14 protein-coding genes are annotated in these 14,578 nt (G+C 66.1%); 4 read left to right on the plus strand and 10 right to left on the minus strand.

Annotated elements, in window-relative coordinates; all coding sequences use genetic code 11:
• The first annotated feature begins 7 nt into the window (after nucleotides 1–7).
• A complete protein-coding gene (locus tag ABS41_RS11485; RefSeq protein ID WP_343123834.1) occupies nucleotides 8–292 on the plus strand; it encodes a TonB-dependent receptor in 285 nt (94 codons plus the stop codon).
• A 90-nt stretch (nucleotides 293–382) separates the two neighbouring features.
• Here the strand turns inward: ABS41_RS11485 and ABS41_RS11490 are convergent, their stop codons facing one another.
• From ABS41_RS11490 to ABS41_RS11505, 4 genes are read right to left on the minus strand one after another with little or no spacing between them, the layout of a single operon-like run.
• Entirely contained in the window at nucleotides 383–1,576 is a 1,194-nt protein-coding gene (locus ABS41_RS11490) for a Wadjet anti-phage system protein JetD domain-containing protein (RefSeq protein ID WP_290594571.1), read from the minus strand.
• On the minus strand, nucleotides 1,551–4,988 hold the full coding sequence (locus ABS41_RS11495) for an SbcC/MukB-like Walker B domain-containing protein (RefSeq protein WP_290594572.1): 3,438 nt from the start codon (nucleotides 4,986–4,988) through the stop codon (nucleotides 1,551–1,553). The genes ABS41_RS11490 and ABS41_RS11495 overlap by 26 nt, the downstream gene beginning before the upstream one ends.
• The gene (locus ABS41_RS11500) at nucleotides 4,975–5,580 is read right to left on the minus strand and encodes a DUF4194 domain-containing protein (RefSeq protein WP_034211201.1); all 606 of its coding nucleotides are present in this window, start codon (nucleotides 5,578–5,580) and stop codon (nucleotides 4,975–4,977) included. The genes ABS41_RS11495 and ABS41_RS11500 overlap by 14 nt, the downstream gene beginning before the upstream one ends.
• The gene (locus ABS41_RS11505) at nucleotides 5,577–7,007 is read right to left on the minus strand and encodes a Wadjet anti-phage system protein JetA family protein (protein WP_156969859.1); all 1,431 of its coding nucleotides are present in this window, start codon (nucleotides 7,005–7,007) and stop codon (nucleotides 5,577–5,579) included. Before ABS41_RS11505 ends, ABS41_RS11500 begins: the two co-directional genes overlap by 4 nt.
• Before the next feature lie 97 nt (nucleotides 7,008–7,104).
• Between ABS41_RS11505 and ABS41_RS11510 the strand changes: the two genes are divergently transcribed.
• Entirely contained in the window at nucleotides 7,105–7,971 is an 867-nt protein-coding gene (locus tag ABS41_RS11510; protein WP_169742284.1) for a WYL domain-containing protein, read from the plus strand.
• A 262-nt stretch (nucleotides 7,972–8,233) separates the two neighbouring features.
• Here ABS41_RS11510 and merA read toward each other — a convergent pair whose 3' ends face one another.
• Genes merA through merT form a run of 3 tightly spaced genes read right to left on the minus strand, consistent with a single transcriptional unit; the run spans nucleotide 8,234 to nucleotide 10,568 of the window.
• Nucleotides 8,234–9,916, minus strand: a complete 1,683-nt coding sequence (gene merA, locus ABS41_RS11515; protein WP_034211204.1) for a mercury(II) reductase — start codon at nucleotides 9,914–9,916, stop codon at nucleotides 8,234–8,236.
• Nucleotides 9,917–9,926: 10 nt separating this feature from the next.
• Entirely contained in the window at nucleotides 9,927–10,205 is a 279-nt protein-coding gene (gene merP, locus ABS41_RS11520) for a mercury resistance system periplasmic binding protein MerP (RefSeq protein WP_034211205.1), read from the minus strand.
• Nucleotides 10,206–10,217: 12 nt separating this feature from the next.
• Nucleotides 10,218–10,568 carry a mercuric ion transporter MerT gene (merT, locus tag ABS41_RS11525; protein WP_034211206.1) on the minus strand — a complete coding sequence of 117 codons (351 nt, stop codon included), beginning with the start codon at nucleotides 10,566–10,568 and terminating at the stop codon, nucleotides 10,218–10,220.
• A 71-nt stretch (nucleotides 10,569–10,639) separates the two neighbouring features.
• Here merT and merR point away from each other — a divergent pair, with 71 nt between their 5' ends.
• A complete protein-coding gene (gene merR, locus ABS41_RS11530; RefSeq protein ID WP_290594573.1) occupies nucleotides 10,640–11,059 on the plus strand; it encodes an Hg(II)-responsive transcriptional regulator in 420 nt (139 codons plus the stop codon).
• A 140-nt stretch (nucleotides 11,060–11,199) separates the two neighbouring features.
• Here merR and ABS41_RS11535 read toward each other — a convergent pair whose 3' ends face one another.
• The 3 genes from ABS41_RS11535 to ABS41_RS11545 all read right to left on the minus strand — a co-directional run bounded on the left by ABS41_RS11535 (nucleotide 11,200) and on the right by ABS41_RS11545 (nucleotide 14,024).
• The gene (locus ABS41_RS11535; RefSeq protein WP_052385545.1) at nucleotides 11,200–12,270 is read right to left on the minus strand and encodes a phospholipase D-like domain-containing protein; all 1,071 of its coding nucleotides are present in this window, start codon (nucleotides 12,268–12,270) and stop codon (nucleotides 11,200–11,202) included.
• Between the two features lie 492 nt (nucleotides 12,271–12,762).
• Nucleotides 12,763–13,275: a hypothetical protein gene (locus ABS41_RS11540; protein WP_156968906.1), complete on the minus strand. Its 513-nt coding sequence runs from the start codon at nucleotides 13,273–13,275 to the stop codon at nucleotides 12,763–12,765.
• Between the two features lie 347 nt (nucleotides 13,276–13,622).
• The gene (locus ABS41_RS11545; protein ID WP_043799477.1) at nucleotides 13,623–14,024 is read right to left on the minus strand and encodes a helix-turn-helix domain-containing protein; all 402 of its coding nucleotides are present in this window, start codon (nucleotides 14,022–14,024) and stop codon (nucleotides 13,623–13,625) included.
• Nucleotides 14,025–14,226: 202 nt separating this feature from the next.
• On the opposite strand from ABS41_RS11545, the gene ABS41_RS11550 reads away from it, so the two are divergent.
• Nucleotides 14,227–14,481: a hypothetical protein gene (locus ABS41_RS11550; RefSeq protein ID WP_290594575.1), complete on the plus strand. Its 255-nt coding sequence runs from the start codon at nucleotides 14,227–14,229 to the stop codon at nucleotides 14,479–14,481.
• The last annotated feature ends 97 nt before the right edge of the window (nucleotides 14,482–14,578 follow it).

Consider the following 14,578-nt stretch of genomic DNA (forward strand, 5'->3'; position numbering starts at 1 on the left):
CAAGCACATGGCCGGGCTCTGGAACCGCTTCGAACTCTCGGAACGCTGGGGGCTCGGGTTGGGTGCGATTTACCGAAGCCGGTCCTTTGCTTCGACCAGCAACCAGGTGACGCTGCGGAGCTACAGTCGCTTCGACGGCGCCGTGTACTACGCCGTCAACGAGAATGTCGACCTGCAGCTGAATGTCGAAAACCTCTTCGACAAGACCTACTTCCCGTCCGCGCACAGCGATAGCAACATTACGCCCGGCGCGCCGCGCAGCTACTATCTCAGTGCGCGATTCGCGTTCTAGCCGATGCATGGGTCAGGCAGGGATTGCGACGCCGACCCACAGCCCGCGGGCGCAGGCCACGCAGGCTCCGGAAGGGTTAGCGTTCTGACACTAGCCGGCGGGGCCCAGGCCGGGAAGGCGAACAGGAATGCTCTCCTGCTCGCACCCTGCCCGGGTGCCCGCAGCGCGAATTCCGTTGGCAACGGCGTTCCAACCTAATCGCAGCGCGTTTCGAGACATGGCCGCGCACGCGGCCGGCGAGACCTCGATCCGTCTTCCACCGCACGCGATGGGGTCCATCAACCACGGGTGCAGTCCCGCAGTTGCCGGGTCCGCCTGCTGTATGACCAAGGCGATCCGGAACCCGCCTTCATCGATGTCGCCCCAGTGATAGGCCGTGGCCCGCGGCGGCAAGGCCGCTCGGATCCGGGCATAGGCGCGGCACCACGCCGGCGATGGCATGCCGCCGGTGTAGAGGATGAGTCCGTCGGTGCGGGCCCCAAGCGCCATTGCCGCGACGTGGAAGGTGGTCAGGTTCTCGATGGTGAGGATCCACGCGGGCGCGCCGGCGTAGCCGATAACCGCCGACGGTGAGACGCCCACATAGGGCCGCACGATCCGGCACGCCTCGCCTGGGAGCAGGATCTTGCCGTGCCCTGAGACGAGGAACGGTTGTGGCTCTTTGCGCAAACCGATGCGTGCGAAGACTTCTTCGGCGTGGCGCGCGGGGGCCTGCACGTCCTCGGCGGTCAGCACGTCGACGTGCCGCTGCAATGCCTCGATCCGCTTGCTGTGGGCGAACAGCTCGACGCTGACCTGCCGCAGGACGCGGTCCTCCGCCGGCTGCCCGCGAAGGTGGCAGACCAGCCGCGCGGCGTCCGCGAAGTCCGGCGCGGCGTCAGGCCCCATTCCGCGCACCGTGCGCAGGGCCCGCCAGGTGGCCAGCAGGGTCGGGATCGGCAGTTCCGACGCCGCCCAGGGGGCCAACACACGTTCGGCAGTGTCCACCTGATCGGCGACGGTGGGACGGCCCAGGTGCGCGGCCAGGTGCCGCAGGCTGACCAATACCACGCCATCGAGGGGGCGTTCGTCGCCGCCCAGTTTCGACCACTCCAGGCGCACCGCCCCAGCCGTCTCGGCCGCGCGCATGCGCTCATGCAGGAGGACCCGGTCATCCAGCGTGAGCGCCCAGTACGGACTTTGGGTGTCCTTAAACGAGATCCGAATCGTCCGCGTGCTCGCCGCGTGCAGCGCCCGCTCGCCGCGCGCCAGCAACTGCTCAAGCGTCGCCTGGCTGAGATCCATCGCCTCGCTCCCTGGCCAGCCTCGCCATCTCTTGCTCGATCAGTTCCGGGTGGTACAACGGGTTGTCGCTGGCCAGCAGCTCACGGGTCGCGTCCGTGAGCACGGTGCGGTCCATCTGGATCGTCTTTCCGCCGTAGCGGCCCATGTCGTAGTAAACGCTCAGGAACGAGGAGAGTTTCGGCTGGTCGGTCTCGGGGCCGGCCATGATCAGCTGCAGGCCGAGGGAGTTGAGGTACTGCGCGGCCGCACGGACATTCTGCGTATCCATCTTGTCGAACGCCTCGTCGAGCAGCATGATCCCGCCGCCGCCGTTCTGACCCTGTACCTTGCCGTATGCAGCCGCCAGTGCCGCGCCGAAGATCACGTACAAGGGCGTGCGATGCTCGCCACCGGACCCGGGGCCGAAACGCTTGCTCAGCAGGCCAATGACTTTGCCCTCGCGACTGATCTCGACATCAAAGCTGAAAAAGCGCCGGTAGTCGGCCAACGGACTGCCGTCCTGCAGCAATACCGAGCTGGCGTCGCCCTCCATCAGCTCCCTAAACGCCTCCGGCACCTGGCCGGCCTCGCCAAACAGTCCGTCGTCGCCTCCGACCTCCCGGACCCGCTGCAGGAAGTCGTACAAGGGGCGGTGCAGGTCGACTACCCGGGAGCGGAACTGATAGCGCTCGTTGTTGGAGAACGGCGGTGCGTTCTTCAGCACCAGGTTCAGACCGCGCATTTGCTCGTCCACGCGGTCGAAACCCGACAGCAGTGCTTGTGCGACGTCGGTCCGGAAGATCTCCAGGGCCCGCTGGTAAGCCTCCTCGGATTCCTCCAGTCGCGCAGCCAGTTCGGTCTCCTCCAGCCGCTGGCGCTCGCGCTGGATAAAGCGCTGGGCCGGAATCCACTGGCCGTCCAGGCCCTCGGCGGCCAGGTGGTATTGGGCCACATAGGCCGCCAGCAAAGACCAGGCCTCTCGATCCGCGCTGGCGGCGCTCGAGCGCGCCCGCTGGATGGCCGCCTCGCAGGCCTGCATCCGGGCGTCCATGACCGGGTGGCGCTCGTCCAGGCGCGCCCGATGGCGATCTACCTCCTGCGCGTCGTACAGCGCATCCTGCCGGGCCGTGCGCTCGGTGCCGGCGGCCAGCGCGAGCTGCCCGGCTAGCTCGTTGACGGTCCGCTGCGACGTCTCCAGTCGCTGTTTGAGGGTGGTCACCCGTTCGAGCCCCTGGCTTTCCTGGCGCTTGGCCTCGACGGCGGCCAGGCGCGCCGCGGTGACGGCGTCCTGCAATGACCGGGTTCCCGGCGTGGCGGTGGTGGCGAGGCGCTCGGTCAAGTCCTGAACCACGGCCTGCCCGGCGGCGATCTCGGCCAGCCGCTGTTCGATATCGTGCTGCGTAACCTGGAGGTTGCCGAACGGCGTGAGTTGCAGCAGCGCACCCTGCAGGGCCTGCTCCTCGGCCTTGCGGGCAGTGGCCAGCCGCGTGCTCTCCTCGAGTTCGGCCTGTGCCTTGCGCCGCTGCGCGTGCGAGTCGGTTCGCCCGATCCGAAGATGCTCGGCACTGGCCAGCCGCCGGCGCTCCACGCCGCTGCCGGTCGCGATCATGCCGGTGCGGGTGAATCCCTTCTGACCTGCCACCAGGTCCGGGAGGGACTCCACGCACATCACCGACCCGAGCTCGCCGCGCAGGTAGGTCACCGCATCCGCATTCTCGCCATCGACCAGAAGGGCGGCGGGCTGACCTCCCGCCGGGGCCCGGTAAGGCCGCAGGCGCGACGGCAGGGCCAGCTTGACGCCATACACCGCCTGGGTGCCGCGCAGGCCCTCATAGGCCCGTACGGCGGCGATTTCCTTCCCCCTGGGCACCAGCAGCGCCTGCACGTGCGGCCCCAGATACGCCTCGATCACCGGCTGCCACGCCGGCGCCGAGATCCGCACCAGATCGCAAACCGGTGTGCAGTCAATTCCCGCCTCGGTGAGCTCGCGCTGGAGGCGAGCGACCTCCGGGTTGAGCTCAGCCAAGCCCCGGTTTGAGCGCTCCAGGGCCAAGGCCGCGTCTTTGCGCCGGGCCTCGGCCTCCTTGTATTCGGCCTCGGCCGCGGCCAAGGCACGCCGGACGGCCTGGTACGCCAGCTCGACCTGCCGCAGGGCGCTGGCCACGCTCACGGCGTCCGGGGCCGTGCCGGCGTCCGGCGCCAACCTGCTGTCCAGGTCAGCCAACTGCGTGAGGGCGGCCTCGAACAGGCCTCGCCTCTCGAGAAGCACCGGCAACCCGCCGGCCGTGCGCACCGCCGCCGTCATCGCCTGGACACTGGCGCGCAGCGCTCGCTGCTGCTGCGCCAGGTCCTTCTGGCGGTCACTGAGGTGCTGCGCGCTGCCGGCCTGGCGGGCGTAGTCAGGATCCTGGTTAAGCGTTGCAATCGCCCGCTCCTTCGCCGCGTCGGCCGCCTCAAAAGCAGCCTGCGCTCGGCGGTGCTCGGTTTGGGCGCGATCGAGTTCGCCGGCCAGCGTGGTGACGGTATCGCTCGCCTCCGCCATCGACTCGCCCAGCCGCTCGCTTTCGTACACGGCCCGCAGGCACGCATAGTTCGCTTCCGCAATCCGTTCGCGGCGCACCACGTCGTACTTGCCGCAGACCACGCTGGCCTGGTCAATCTTCTCCTTGGTGAGTCGCACCACGTCGCGCACCTGGCGGAACTGGTCGAGCCTGAGCCGGAACTCGCGCACATTCGTGGGCCGTGCCTCGATCAGGTGGTCGCGCAGCGCCACGCTCAGATCGTCCATGCCCTTGAGCTGCAGCGAGCGCTGGAAGGCATTTCGGAACGCCTGCGGGTTCGGGCGATCGCCAGGCGCCGCCAGGTGTTCGACCAGCAAGCGCCGGGTGAAGTCTTCCCGGTTCGTGGTGAACACGGCGGTGCCGATCGAGCCTGCCTGTCGGCACGCATCGGCCGCCTGTGCCTGGAATCGTTTCCAAGGCAATACCTGCGAGCCACCGCTCCCCTGCTCCAGGAACGAGGCGCTGTCGACGGCCACGCCGGGGAGGATGAACAGCCCCTGGACGATGACTTCCGGACTGTGCGCGCTCGCCGACAGCGCGATGCCCGCGGTGACGACCTGGCCTGACGTCTCGTCGCGAAAGCCCAAGGCCACGTACGTGTTGGCCACATCGCGGCACCGGCCTTCCTCGGACTGGTCAAAGACCCCCAGGCAGTAGTCGCGCAGCGTCCGCGCCCGCTTCTTGCCGTCCGCCTGCGAGTTGAAATGGGTCCGGTGCGCATCCGCCGCCAGCATCACTGCCTGAATGGCGTCGAGCAACGCGGTCTTGCCGGTGCCGTTGGGGCCCAGGAAGGCCGTATTGCGACCCATGGTCAGATCCTGCCGCTCGTACAGGAAGAACTGCACCAACGTCACCGACTCAAGCAGCTTCATCGCTGCCCTCCTCGGGATCAACGCCGTGCGCCGCCAGCTGTAGCAGCGCGGACTCGCCCAGGACATCGACGATGCCGGCGCGAATCACCACGTGGTAGGGTTGCAGCGGGTCCTCCGCACCCTCGATCTTCGCGATGCCGTAGCGACGCAGGGCCTGCAACAGGTCGTCCAGTTCGCCTTTGGACGGAAAGGGACGACCGAGCAATTCACCGTAGGCGCGCTCCAGATCCTCCAACCCGACCAAGGCCTCCCCGTCGGTCACGTCCGCCCGGTGGATGGCATCGTCGTAGAGTCGACGAAGCACCAGTGCCAGGCGCGTCTCTGACAGGCGCATGCGTGGACCCACCCGGTGCCTCGCCAGCGCGACCACGTAGTTGTGGTGGTGATTGTGCTGCATCGTGACGCCAAGCCGGTCGAGCACGTCCTTAAACGCGGCGGCGTAGGTCACCAGCAGGTGATACGGGGTCGCGCTGCCGCGATCAGCGGCGTAGACCACCTGTTCGACCAGCAATTGGTAGGCCGCCCGCTCGAAATCGGCGCCGGTGTAACGTCCGTCGGTGGCCTCGGCCAGCCGCTCCCATGAGGCGGTCATGCGGCTTTCTCCCGTTGGATGACAAAACGCCGGTGTTCCACGTAGGGGTTGAGGGTGCGCGGGCCGTCGACGAACTGGATGCGGACCGCCGGCAGCATCTGTACGAACGGATCCTGGCGCGCCGCCGCGAGCGGGGCCTCGTTGCGCGAGGCGATCAGCAGCAAGCGCTGATAGCAACACAAGTCGCTGACGGTCTCAATTTGCAACTGGTCAGAAAACACGGGGGTGGCCCGCTGTAGGTGTCTCGCGACGTAGGCCGCCAGCTTGTCGGGGCGCACCAAGCGAGCGTCCGCCATGCGTTTGCGCAATGACTGCAGGGCCAGTTCCTCGAGCGTAGGGACCCGCGTTTGCACCCGGGTGGCGTCGGGCTCGCGGGTGACCTGCCGAGCCTTGCCCAGCCAACCCTCGCCCGCCAGCTCGCCCGCGGTCCCGGCCGGCAAGGCGCGATCGCCGTCGCGCAGCGACGCCACGCCGGCAATCGCCCGGGCGATCAGTTTGTCAAAATGCCTGGGAGCACGAAGGCGGTAATCCAGATACGCCAAGGCCCGCTGGTTGGCGGCGCGAATCTCGTCATCCAGTCGGCGAAGTTCGTCCTCCACGCTTTCCAGGCGCATCAAACGGCGGGTGTCGCGCTCGAAATAGGCTTCGGCCCGATCCGCGTCGCCCCCGGCGGTGTTGTGTTGGTACCAAGCGACGATGTCTTTCCGCCGCTCCGGGTCGTGTTGAATCTGGAGCGTCAAAGTGACGATGGCGGTCCGATGCTGCAGGGGGTGCGCCTTTGTTCGGAGCTCGTGGTAGTCACCGATGAAATGCCGACGGATGAAGTCATCGAAATAGCCCGCCACGAATTCCCGGGTGCTGGCCACCGATTGCAGCGACGCCATCAGGTCGTACACCGCCACGCCCGTGCTCGCCAGATGCGTCATGCAGTGCTTGGCTTCACGGGCCGCCTTGGCGTAGGCGTCCCCCTTCCCGCCCGCGGCCTCCTGGAGGTTGAGGAATACGGAGCGGACCTCGCTACCGAGGAACTCAGGCTCTTTGGTTCCGAATTCACGCAGCAGCGTATGAAACTGGGCCAGCACCGGGCGAATGGTGGCCATGTCGCGTACGCCGCGTTTGCGCTGGCTCAACCAGCCGCTGTCCCGAAACACGCTGTAGATGCCATGGGCCCGGATGTTGGCTGGGGTATCGGGCGCCGCGCCGTCCTCGGCTTCCCAGGGGTCGCTTACGACCAGGTACGACTCCAGGGCCGCAATCAACTCGCTTTTGGGAACGTCTTCACCGGGCGTACGCGCCCCGTCGCCCCAGAACTCGTCGACCAGGCGACCGAGCAGATCCCAGTAGCGTGTGTTGTTGGCGGCCGCCAAGGGCCGGAACACGGTCCGGGGCAGGCGGTCGAACAGCGTGTTGGCGTTGGGATCAGTCACGGGCATCACAAACGTAACATGAAGTTAAACATAACATGGTGTTTAGTTAAACGCCATGTTATGGTTTTCCCACCTTTCCGCGGGCCTCCCCTTCCCCATGCCGCGCCGCCAAGCCCCTCTGGACCGCCTCAAAGCGATCGAAACCCTGCTGCTTTGGGAGGGTCGGGTCACCAACAGCCGTTTGCGAGAATTTTTCCCAGTGCACGCGGTCCAGGCCAGTCGGGACCTGACCGCGTACCGCGAGCAGGCCGAGCATAACTGCCACCCGGTTCCGGGGGAGCGGGGGTATCGCGCGACCGACTGGGTCAAACCGGTTCTCACCGAAGGATCGTTTCGGGAGTACCAGCAGCTGGTTGGCGCCGCCGGCAGCGAAGGCGGCCTGCAAACGGGCGTCCCGTCGGAATCGGTGCTCGAAGATGCCACGCACACGTCACTTCGAATTTTCCCCGTCGTGCATGCGGCGATTCGCACCGGCCAAGGCGTGGACATCGAGTATCAGTCGCTGCGCCATCCTGAGGGCACGCGTCGGCGCATCTTTCCCCATGCCCTGATCCAGGCCGGGGTGCGCTGGCACGTCCGGGCCTATTGCGAGCGGGCTCAGGCCTTCCGGGATTTCAATCTGGGGCGAGTGCGCAGCGCGACGGCGGTACCGGTCAGCGCCCCGGCTACCGGCGCGGAGGACGTGGAGTGGAACACGCCGGCCACCCTGCGCTTGCGACCGCATCAAGCGCTCACGGCTGCGCAGAGCCAGATGATTCGCCTGGAGTACTTCGAAGGTACGGTGGGGTTGGCGTTGACGCGGCGCGCTCCCTTGGTCCCCTACCTCATCCAGGCCTATCGCGCGGCGCTGGATCCGGACCGCGAGTTGCCGCCGGCGTTTTTGCTGCAGGTTCACGAGCCCGAGCAATTGCCACCCTGTGCCCGGTGGGCGGAGACGTCGGACGGCGGGGTGCTCGGGAGCTAATGGCGTGGGGACAGAACCTTCCGACGCCGTCCGGTATCTGTCCCGGGACCAAAGGAGGCGGAGTTTGGTCTGACATTCCAGATCAGGGGCTGCCGTTGCAGTCGATTCCAGAGACGAACACCAGATGCCAGAATCTAGGTCGCTCATGCATGGAACCTGAGTATGTGGGTGTGTTTACCCGCCCTGATACGTGGTCGCCCCAACTTAGGCGGTTGCCTCAGCGATGACAGCGCGGTTTTGGCTTTGAACGCTCATCACGTCGCTATCCCGCGCAACACGACAGTTGCGTCACATCCTTCGTAAAGGTCTGTGCCGCGAGCTTCAGTCCCTCGACCATGGTGAGGTACGGGAACAGCTGGTCGGCCAACTCGTGCACCGTCATTCGTGCCCGGATGGCGATCGCCGCTGTTTGAATCAGCTCACCCGCCTCAGGAGCTACGGCCTGTACGCCGATCAGGCGGCCGGAATGAGCCTCGGCGACCAGCTTGATGAATCCGCGGGTGTCGAAATTAGCCAGCGCCCGCGGCACGTTGTCGAGCGTCAACGTGCGGCTGGTGGTCTCGATGCCGTCGTGGTGCGCCTGAGCTTCGCTGTAGCCCACGGTAGCGACCTGCGGGTCGGTGAACACCACCGCCGGCATCGCCGTCAGGTCCAGCGCCACATCGCCACCGGTCATATTGATTGCAGCGCGGGTGCCGGCTGCCGCTGCGACGTACACGAACTGCGGCTGGTCGGTACAGTCGCCGGCGGCATAGATATGCGGTGCGCTGGTGCGCATCCCCTTGTCGATGACGATGGCGCCTTGCGCATTGACGGCCACATCGGCCGCATCAAGGTTGAGCGTACGGGTGTTGGGAGTGCGCCCCGTGGCGACCAGCAGCTGGTCAACGCGCAGCTCGCCGCGTACGGTGGTCAGCAGGAACTCTCCATCCAGATGGGTGACCCGGCTGGCTTGCGTACGCTCCAGCACCTCAATGCCTTCGTCGAGGAATGCGGCCGAGACAGCTTCGCTGATGGCGGGGTCTTCGCGGAAGAACAGCTTGTTGCGCGCCAGGATAGTCACCTGACTGCCCAGTCGGGCAAAAGCCTGCGCGAGTTCAACCGCCACCACCGACGAACCGATCACCGCCAATCGTTCGGGGATCATGTCGGTGGCCAGCGCGTCGGTCGATGTCCAGAAAGGCGTGTCCTTCAAACCCGGAATCGGCGGAATCGCCGGGCTGGCCCCGGTGGCGATGAGGCAGCGGTCAAAACTCACCTCGCACAGGTCATTCTCAGTGATCGCCACGGCCAGCGTGTGCGCGTCCTTGAACCGGGCTTCCCCGCGCAACACGGTGATGGCGGGGGTGCGCGCCAGGATGCCTTCGTATTTGGCAAGGCGCAGTTCATCGACGCGTCCCTGCTGCTGCGCCAGCAAGCGCTCACGCTGTATCTTCGGCGAGGCGGCGGAAACGCCGCCATCGAAGGGGCTCGTGCGTCGCTGATGAGCGATATGGGCCGCGCGAATCATGATCTTGGACGGCACGCAGCCGACATTGACGCAGGTGCCGCCAAGGACACTGCGCTCGATCAGCGTCACGCGCGCCCCTTGCTCGACAGCCTTCAGGGCCGCCCCCATTGCCGCGCCGCCACTCCCAATGACCACGACGTGAAGCTTCGACGCACCCTGCGCATGCTCTGGTTCCCCCACCGGCCGACGTAGGGTGTTCTCCCGCAGGGGGCGCGCCTGGACAAGCTGCGCCCGGTAACCCAGGCCGGATACCGCCTCGGAAAGAGAGTTAACGTCCACGTTTGAATTGACATTGACCTCGATCTCAGCCTGGCGATCTGGGAAGGACACCGAGACCGTGCGCACACCCGGCACGCTCTCCAATGCTTGCCTGACGTGCGCGGCGCACGACCCGCAGGTCATGCCCTCGATGTGCAGCAAGATGGTCTGTGTCATCAGCGCGGACTCACTGCTTGACCGTAGAGGGATAGCCCGCGTTCTCCGTGGCCTCGGTGAGGGCGGCCGGGGTGGTCTTGGTATCGTCGTAGGTCACCACCGCCTCCTTGGGCTCCCAGGTCACCTTGGCCTCGATGACGCCTTCGACCTTTGACAGCGCCACCTTCACGGTGATCGGACAGGTGGCACAGGTCATGCTGGGCACCGACAGCGTAACGGTCTGGGTGGCAGCCCAGACCGGCGCACTCAGACCGACCGTCAGGACGAGCAACGCAAGGAACTTCTTCATGGGTATCTCCTTTCAGTAGAACAGGGGCATGGCATAGGGAAACACGAGGGCCATCAGCACCAGGCCAGCGACGATCCAGAACATCACCTTGTAGGCCAGCCGCACCCGAGGCACGGCGCATGCGTCGCCCGGCGCGCAGGCGGCTACAGGCCGGAAGATTCGGCGCCATGCGAAGAAAAGCGCCACGAGCGCTGCGACAATGAAGACCGGTCGGTAGGGTTCCAACACGGCCAAGTTGCCGATCCAGGCACCGGAGAAGCCCAGCGTGATCAGCACCAGCGGACCGAGGCAGCAAGTAGAGGCAAGAAGCGCGGCGATGCCGCCGGCGGCCAGCGCGCCACGACCGGTGCGGAGGTCTGCCATGGGATTCTCCTTCCGAGACTTCGCGTGATGCGCTAACGTTACTTCCGTAGTCAGGTACGGAGTCAAGCGCTATGGCCGACACACCAGACACCCTGACCATTGGAGCCTTTGCCAAGGCCGCCGAGGTCAACGTGGAAACGATCCGCTTCTATCAGCGCAAGGGGCTGCTGCCGGAGCCGGATCGCCCTATCGGTGGTATCCGTCGCTATGGGCCAGCGGACGTGGACCGCGTGAGGTTCGTGAAGTCCGCCCAACGACTGGGATTCAATCTGGACGAGGTCGCCCAGCTGCTCAGACTCGAGGACGGCACCCATTGCCACGAAGCGGCCGACCTGGCAGCAGCGCGCCTGAAAGACGTTCGCTTGCGGTTGGCCGACCTCAAGCGCATGGAATCAGCGCTGTCCCGACTGGTAACGGCGTGCAGTTCAAGCCAAGGCCACGTGACTTGCCCTTTGATCGCCTCCCTTCACCGACGTACCGCCGCTGACTAATACTGCCTTTAAGGCACGCCAGGCGAGAAAACACGAAGTTGATACGGGACCCTTGCAAGGGGTCGCGGTCTGTCCAGACGGAGTTGGGCGTCGTTTCCACGCTGTTTCCGGATAGCGCTGAAAAGGCCGCGTGACGGCTGCTAGAGCCAACGCCGCGCCCACCAGCCGATCAGCTCCAGGGCCGGCGCGTACCAAGGTCGCTGTCTCCAAGCCGCCTTCAGCACCTCTCGGGACTCGGCCAGATCAAGCACGAAGTGTTCCGCCAACGTGGCGTTGAGGGCTGGCGCCTGCCCGAGCAGGTTGATCTCGTCGTTGAGGAAGAAGCTGCGGTAGTCGAAATTGGCGGTGCCGACCGTCGCCCAGTCCCGGTCGACCAGGGCGGTTTTGGCGTGCAGCACCCGTGGTTGGTACTCCCAGATGCGCACCCCCGCGTCGAGCATGTGTGCATAGGCCGCCCGTGCCGCCCATTGCGCCAACGGAACATCACTTTTGCCTGGCACCAGCACGCGGACATCCACGCCGCGGCGAGCGGCGCCGCACAAGGCCCGCTGGCTGCGCCGGTCCGGTGCGAAGTACGGCGTCGTCAGCCAGAGCCGCTCCCGGGCCTGGTCGAACGCCTCGGTGAACGCGCAGCGCAGGCGATGCCGGCAACGACGCGAACGGTTCGACAGCAGTGCCAAAGGCGACCGCGCCGTGGGCGCCGGGACGCGTGGCGCCCGGGGGTAGTCGTCGAACAACCGGATGGCCTCGGCCACCCGAGGGCCGGTTAGACGGACATGGGTGTCGCGCCAGCGAGCCGCCCCCACCGCCCGCTGGGAATTGCGCCGGTCGAGGTTGAATCCGCCCAGGTACGCGACCGCGTCGTCGATAACCAGGAGCTTGCGGTGATTGCGGACGTGGAATTGCCCCGGCTGGCGCCACGACCACGGCCGGCTCCAGTGCCACTGCACGCCGGCCGCGATCAGGGCACGGACCCGCTCGGGTGGAATCAGACGCCAAGAGCCCACGGCATCGATACGAACCTGGACCCGCCGGCCGGCCTGTGCCAGATCGGCCAAGGCGGTGAGCATCGGCCCGCCGACGTCATCATCCGCCACGATGTAACACTCCAGACGCGCGTCTCGCGTGGCGCCGGCGAGGTCCGCGTGCATCGCCTCGTAGAGGGCGTCCCCCTCCACGAAGACCGTGGTCGTTTCCGTTATGGATGGCATGGCAATGGCGGGTCAGCGTAGTTCCGGGGATCAGCCTAGCAGCGCGGCCGGGGCCCTGGGCCGCTAGCCCGGAAAGCGGGCGCGTACCTCGGCATCCCGGCCGGCGACCAGCGCCTTGAGCATGCTGCCGCCGCAGCAGGTCCCGTGGTCGCAACCTTCAGCGCCCTGAGGCGCTTTCCCCTGCGCTTGCAGCCGGTCCGTGGTCGGTTTGCATTGACGGCCGGCGCAGCATGGGCCTTATGATTAGGTAATGACCGTGGCGTCACCCAAAAACTAAAGGGGAAAGGAGCGCGGGCTTGGGCTGGTTCCCGCTGCGAATTCCGCCCCACTTCTCCAGCGGTCCGCTCCGGCGGGCCGTTTTCTTTGGGAAGGCCCGGCTCGGACAGCGCGGCGTAGGCCCCGATCCGGATCAGGCAGGGCTCTGCGAGCCCCCGTCATCCCACTGCCCAGGCGACAGCAGCCTGCTTCAGGGGCACGCCGCACGCGATCGGGTCACCGCAGAACCGTTCCCGTCGGCAGGTCAAAATCGACGTCTGCGGAATGCAAGAGGGTGTCTAGTTGTGATTCGGACAGGGCGCCGCGCTGCAAGGCCGCCTCGGCGACCCGCTCAATGGCTTGCCACACCCCGGGTTGCGCGAGATAGCTCCGCGCCTTGTCACAAACCTCAAACCACCGGAGCGGACCCAAGGCCGCACGCACGGCCAGTACATCGCCGTGTGCGTCTCGAAACAACTCATCCTCCGAGACCGTTGCGCCAACGCACTGTCGATACCGTTCCTGCGCGACGTACCCAGCCGCCGCGATGATGGCTTCCTCCAGCGCGTAGTCGATCTCTACATTTCCCGCACCTCGCGCTCGGGCGGCGGCCAGATCGTGGTGACGGTCGTAAATTGCAGCGGCTTGGGTGGCGGTGTGTTCACCGGTCAGTTTCACCGCAATGCAAATGCCGGTCAGGTGGGCGAAGACAATGTGTCCCGCCTCGTGGTACGCCGTGTCGGGGGTCAAGGCAGGGTTCCGATAGGGCCGTTGGGCCCCGATTGGACCATGCGGGAAGATGAAAATCTTCATCCATGGTCGCGCCCAATTCCCCAAAGGGGGTTCTGCTCCGCTCATTCTGACGGCCCGCTTCGGTAGGCCGGCATTCTTTGGGCGCCCCTTTCGTTCCCGACTCCCGCCGCTGAAGCTTCGCACTGGAGCATGCCATAGTCCCAAATTGGGACGACGCATTGCATCATCGCCATCCGCGCCCTGAAACGCTTCTTGGAGCGCCATCCGGAGACCGAGCAGCTGCTCCGGGGACCCTGATCCTGTCGTCATCGCCTCCCCGGCCCTCGAATGTCCAGTGGATGGGATCACACTGGCTTCGCCGGCGTCTGCAATCCGCCCAAGATGGCGCAGGTGCCCCGGCGGCCGCCGCAGCAATCGGCAATGGTGCGTTCCAACTCTTGCGCCATTCGTTGCAGTTCGGCCTGCCGCTCGCGGATCTCGGCGAGGTGGTGGCGCGCGAGCCGGTCCACGTCGTCGCAGGACAGGTCCGGATCCTCCGCCAATCGCATCAGGTCGCGAATCTCGCTCAGGCTAAAGCCCAGTTCCCGGCCGCGGGTGATAAAACGCAACCGTGCCACGTCGTGGTGGCCATAGACCCGATAGCCGTTCCCCGTTCGGACCGGCCCAGGAAGCAGTCCGATCCTCTCGTAATAGCGGATGGTCTCCAAGTGACAGCCACTGGCGGTGGCGGCTTCACTGATTTTCATTCGCATCCCGCTTGACTCTGTAGTGGCTACGGACTTTACGCTACCCCTCTCCCGCTGCCAACGAAGTGCCCCTGCCATGCCTCAGATCCGCCCTCTGCTCGTACTGCTGAGGCAGCAATGGATCGCAGCGCTCGTGATGGGTCTGGTGCTGCTGCCGGTTCACGCCCAGACACCCCCCGTTGAGCCGCGACAAACGTGGCAAATGCTCGACTACATCGCGGTGGACTATGCCGCTGCCGTCCACGGTGGCCGCATCCTGTCGCCTGGCGAGTATGCGGAGATGCAGGAGTTTGCCAGCGCGGTTCGCACGCAACTCCAAACCCTGCCGGCGAGTCCTCAACAGCCGCGGCTGCTGGCCCGAGCCGACCAGTTGGTCGCGGCGGTGGACCTCAAGGCCGACTCCACCCAGGTCGCCACGCTGGCTCGCGGGATGGCCGACGATTTGTTGGCCGACTAGGGGTTCAGCCGAGATACGTGTAAAAATGCCCCATACAATCTGTTTTCCCTTGTAGATTCATTTGGTTGCCGGATTTTTTTGGGCGCTAGTTCCGTCA

Source organism: Arenimonas sp. SCN 70-307 (genome assembly GCF_001724815.1).
Classification (GTDB): Bacteria; Pseudomonadota; Gammaproteobacteria; order Xanthomonadales; family Xanthomonadaceae; genus Arenimonas.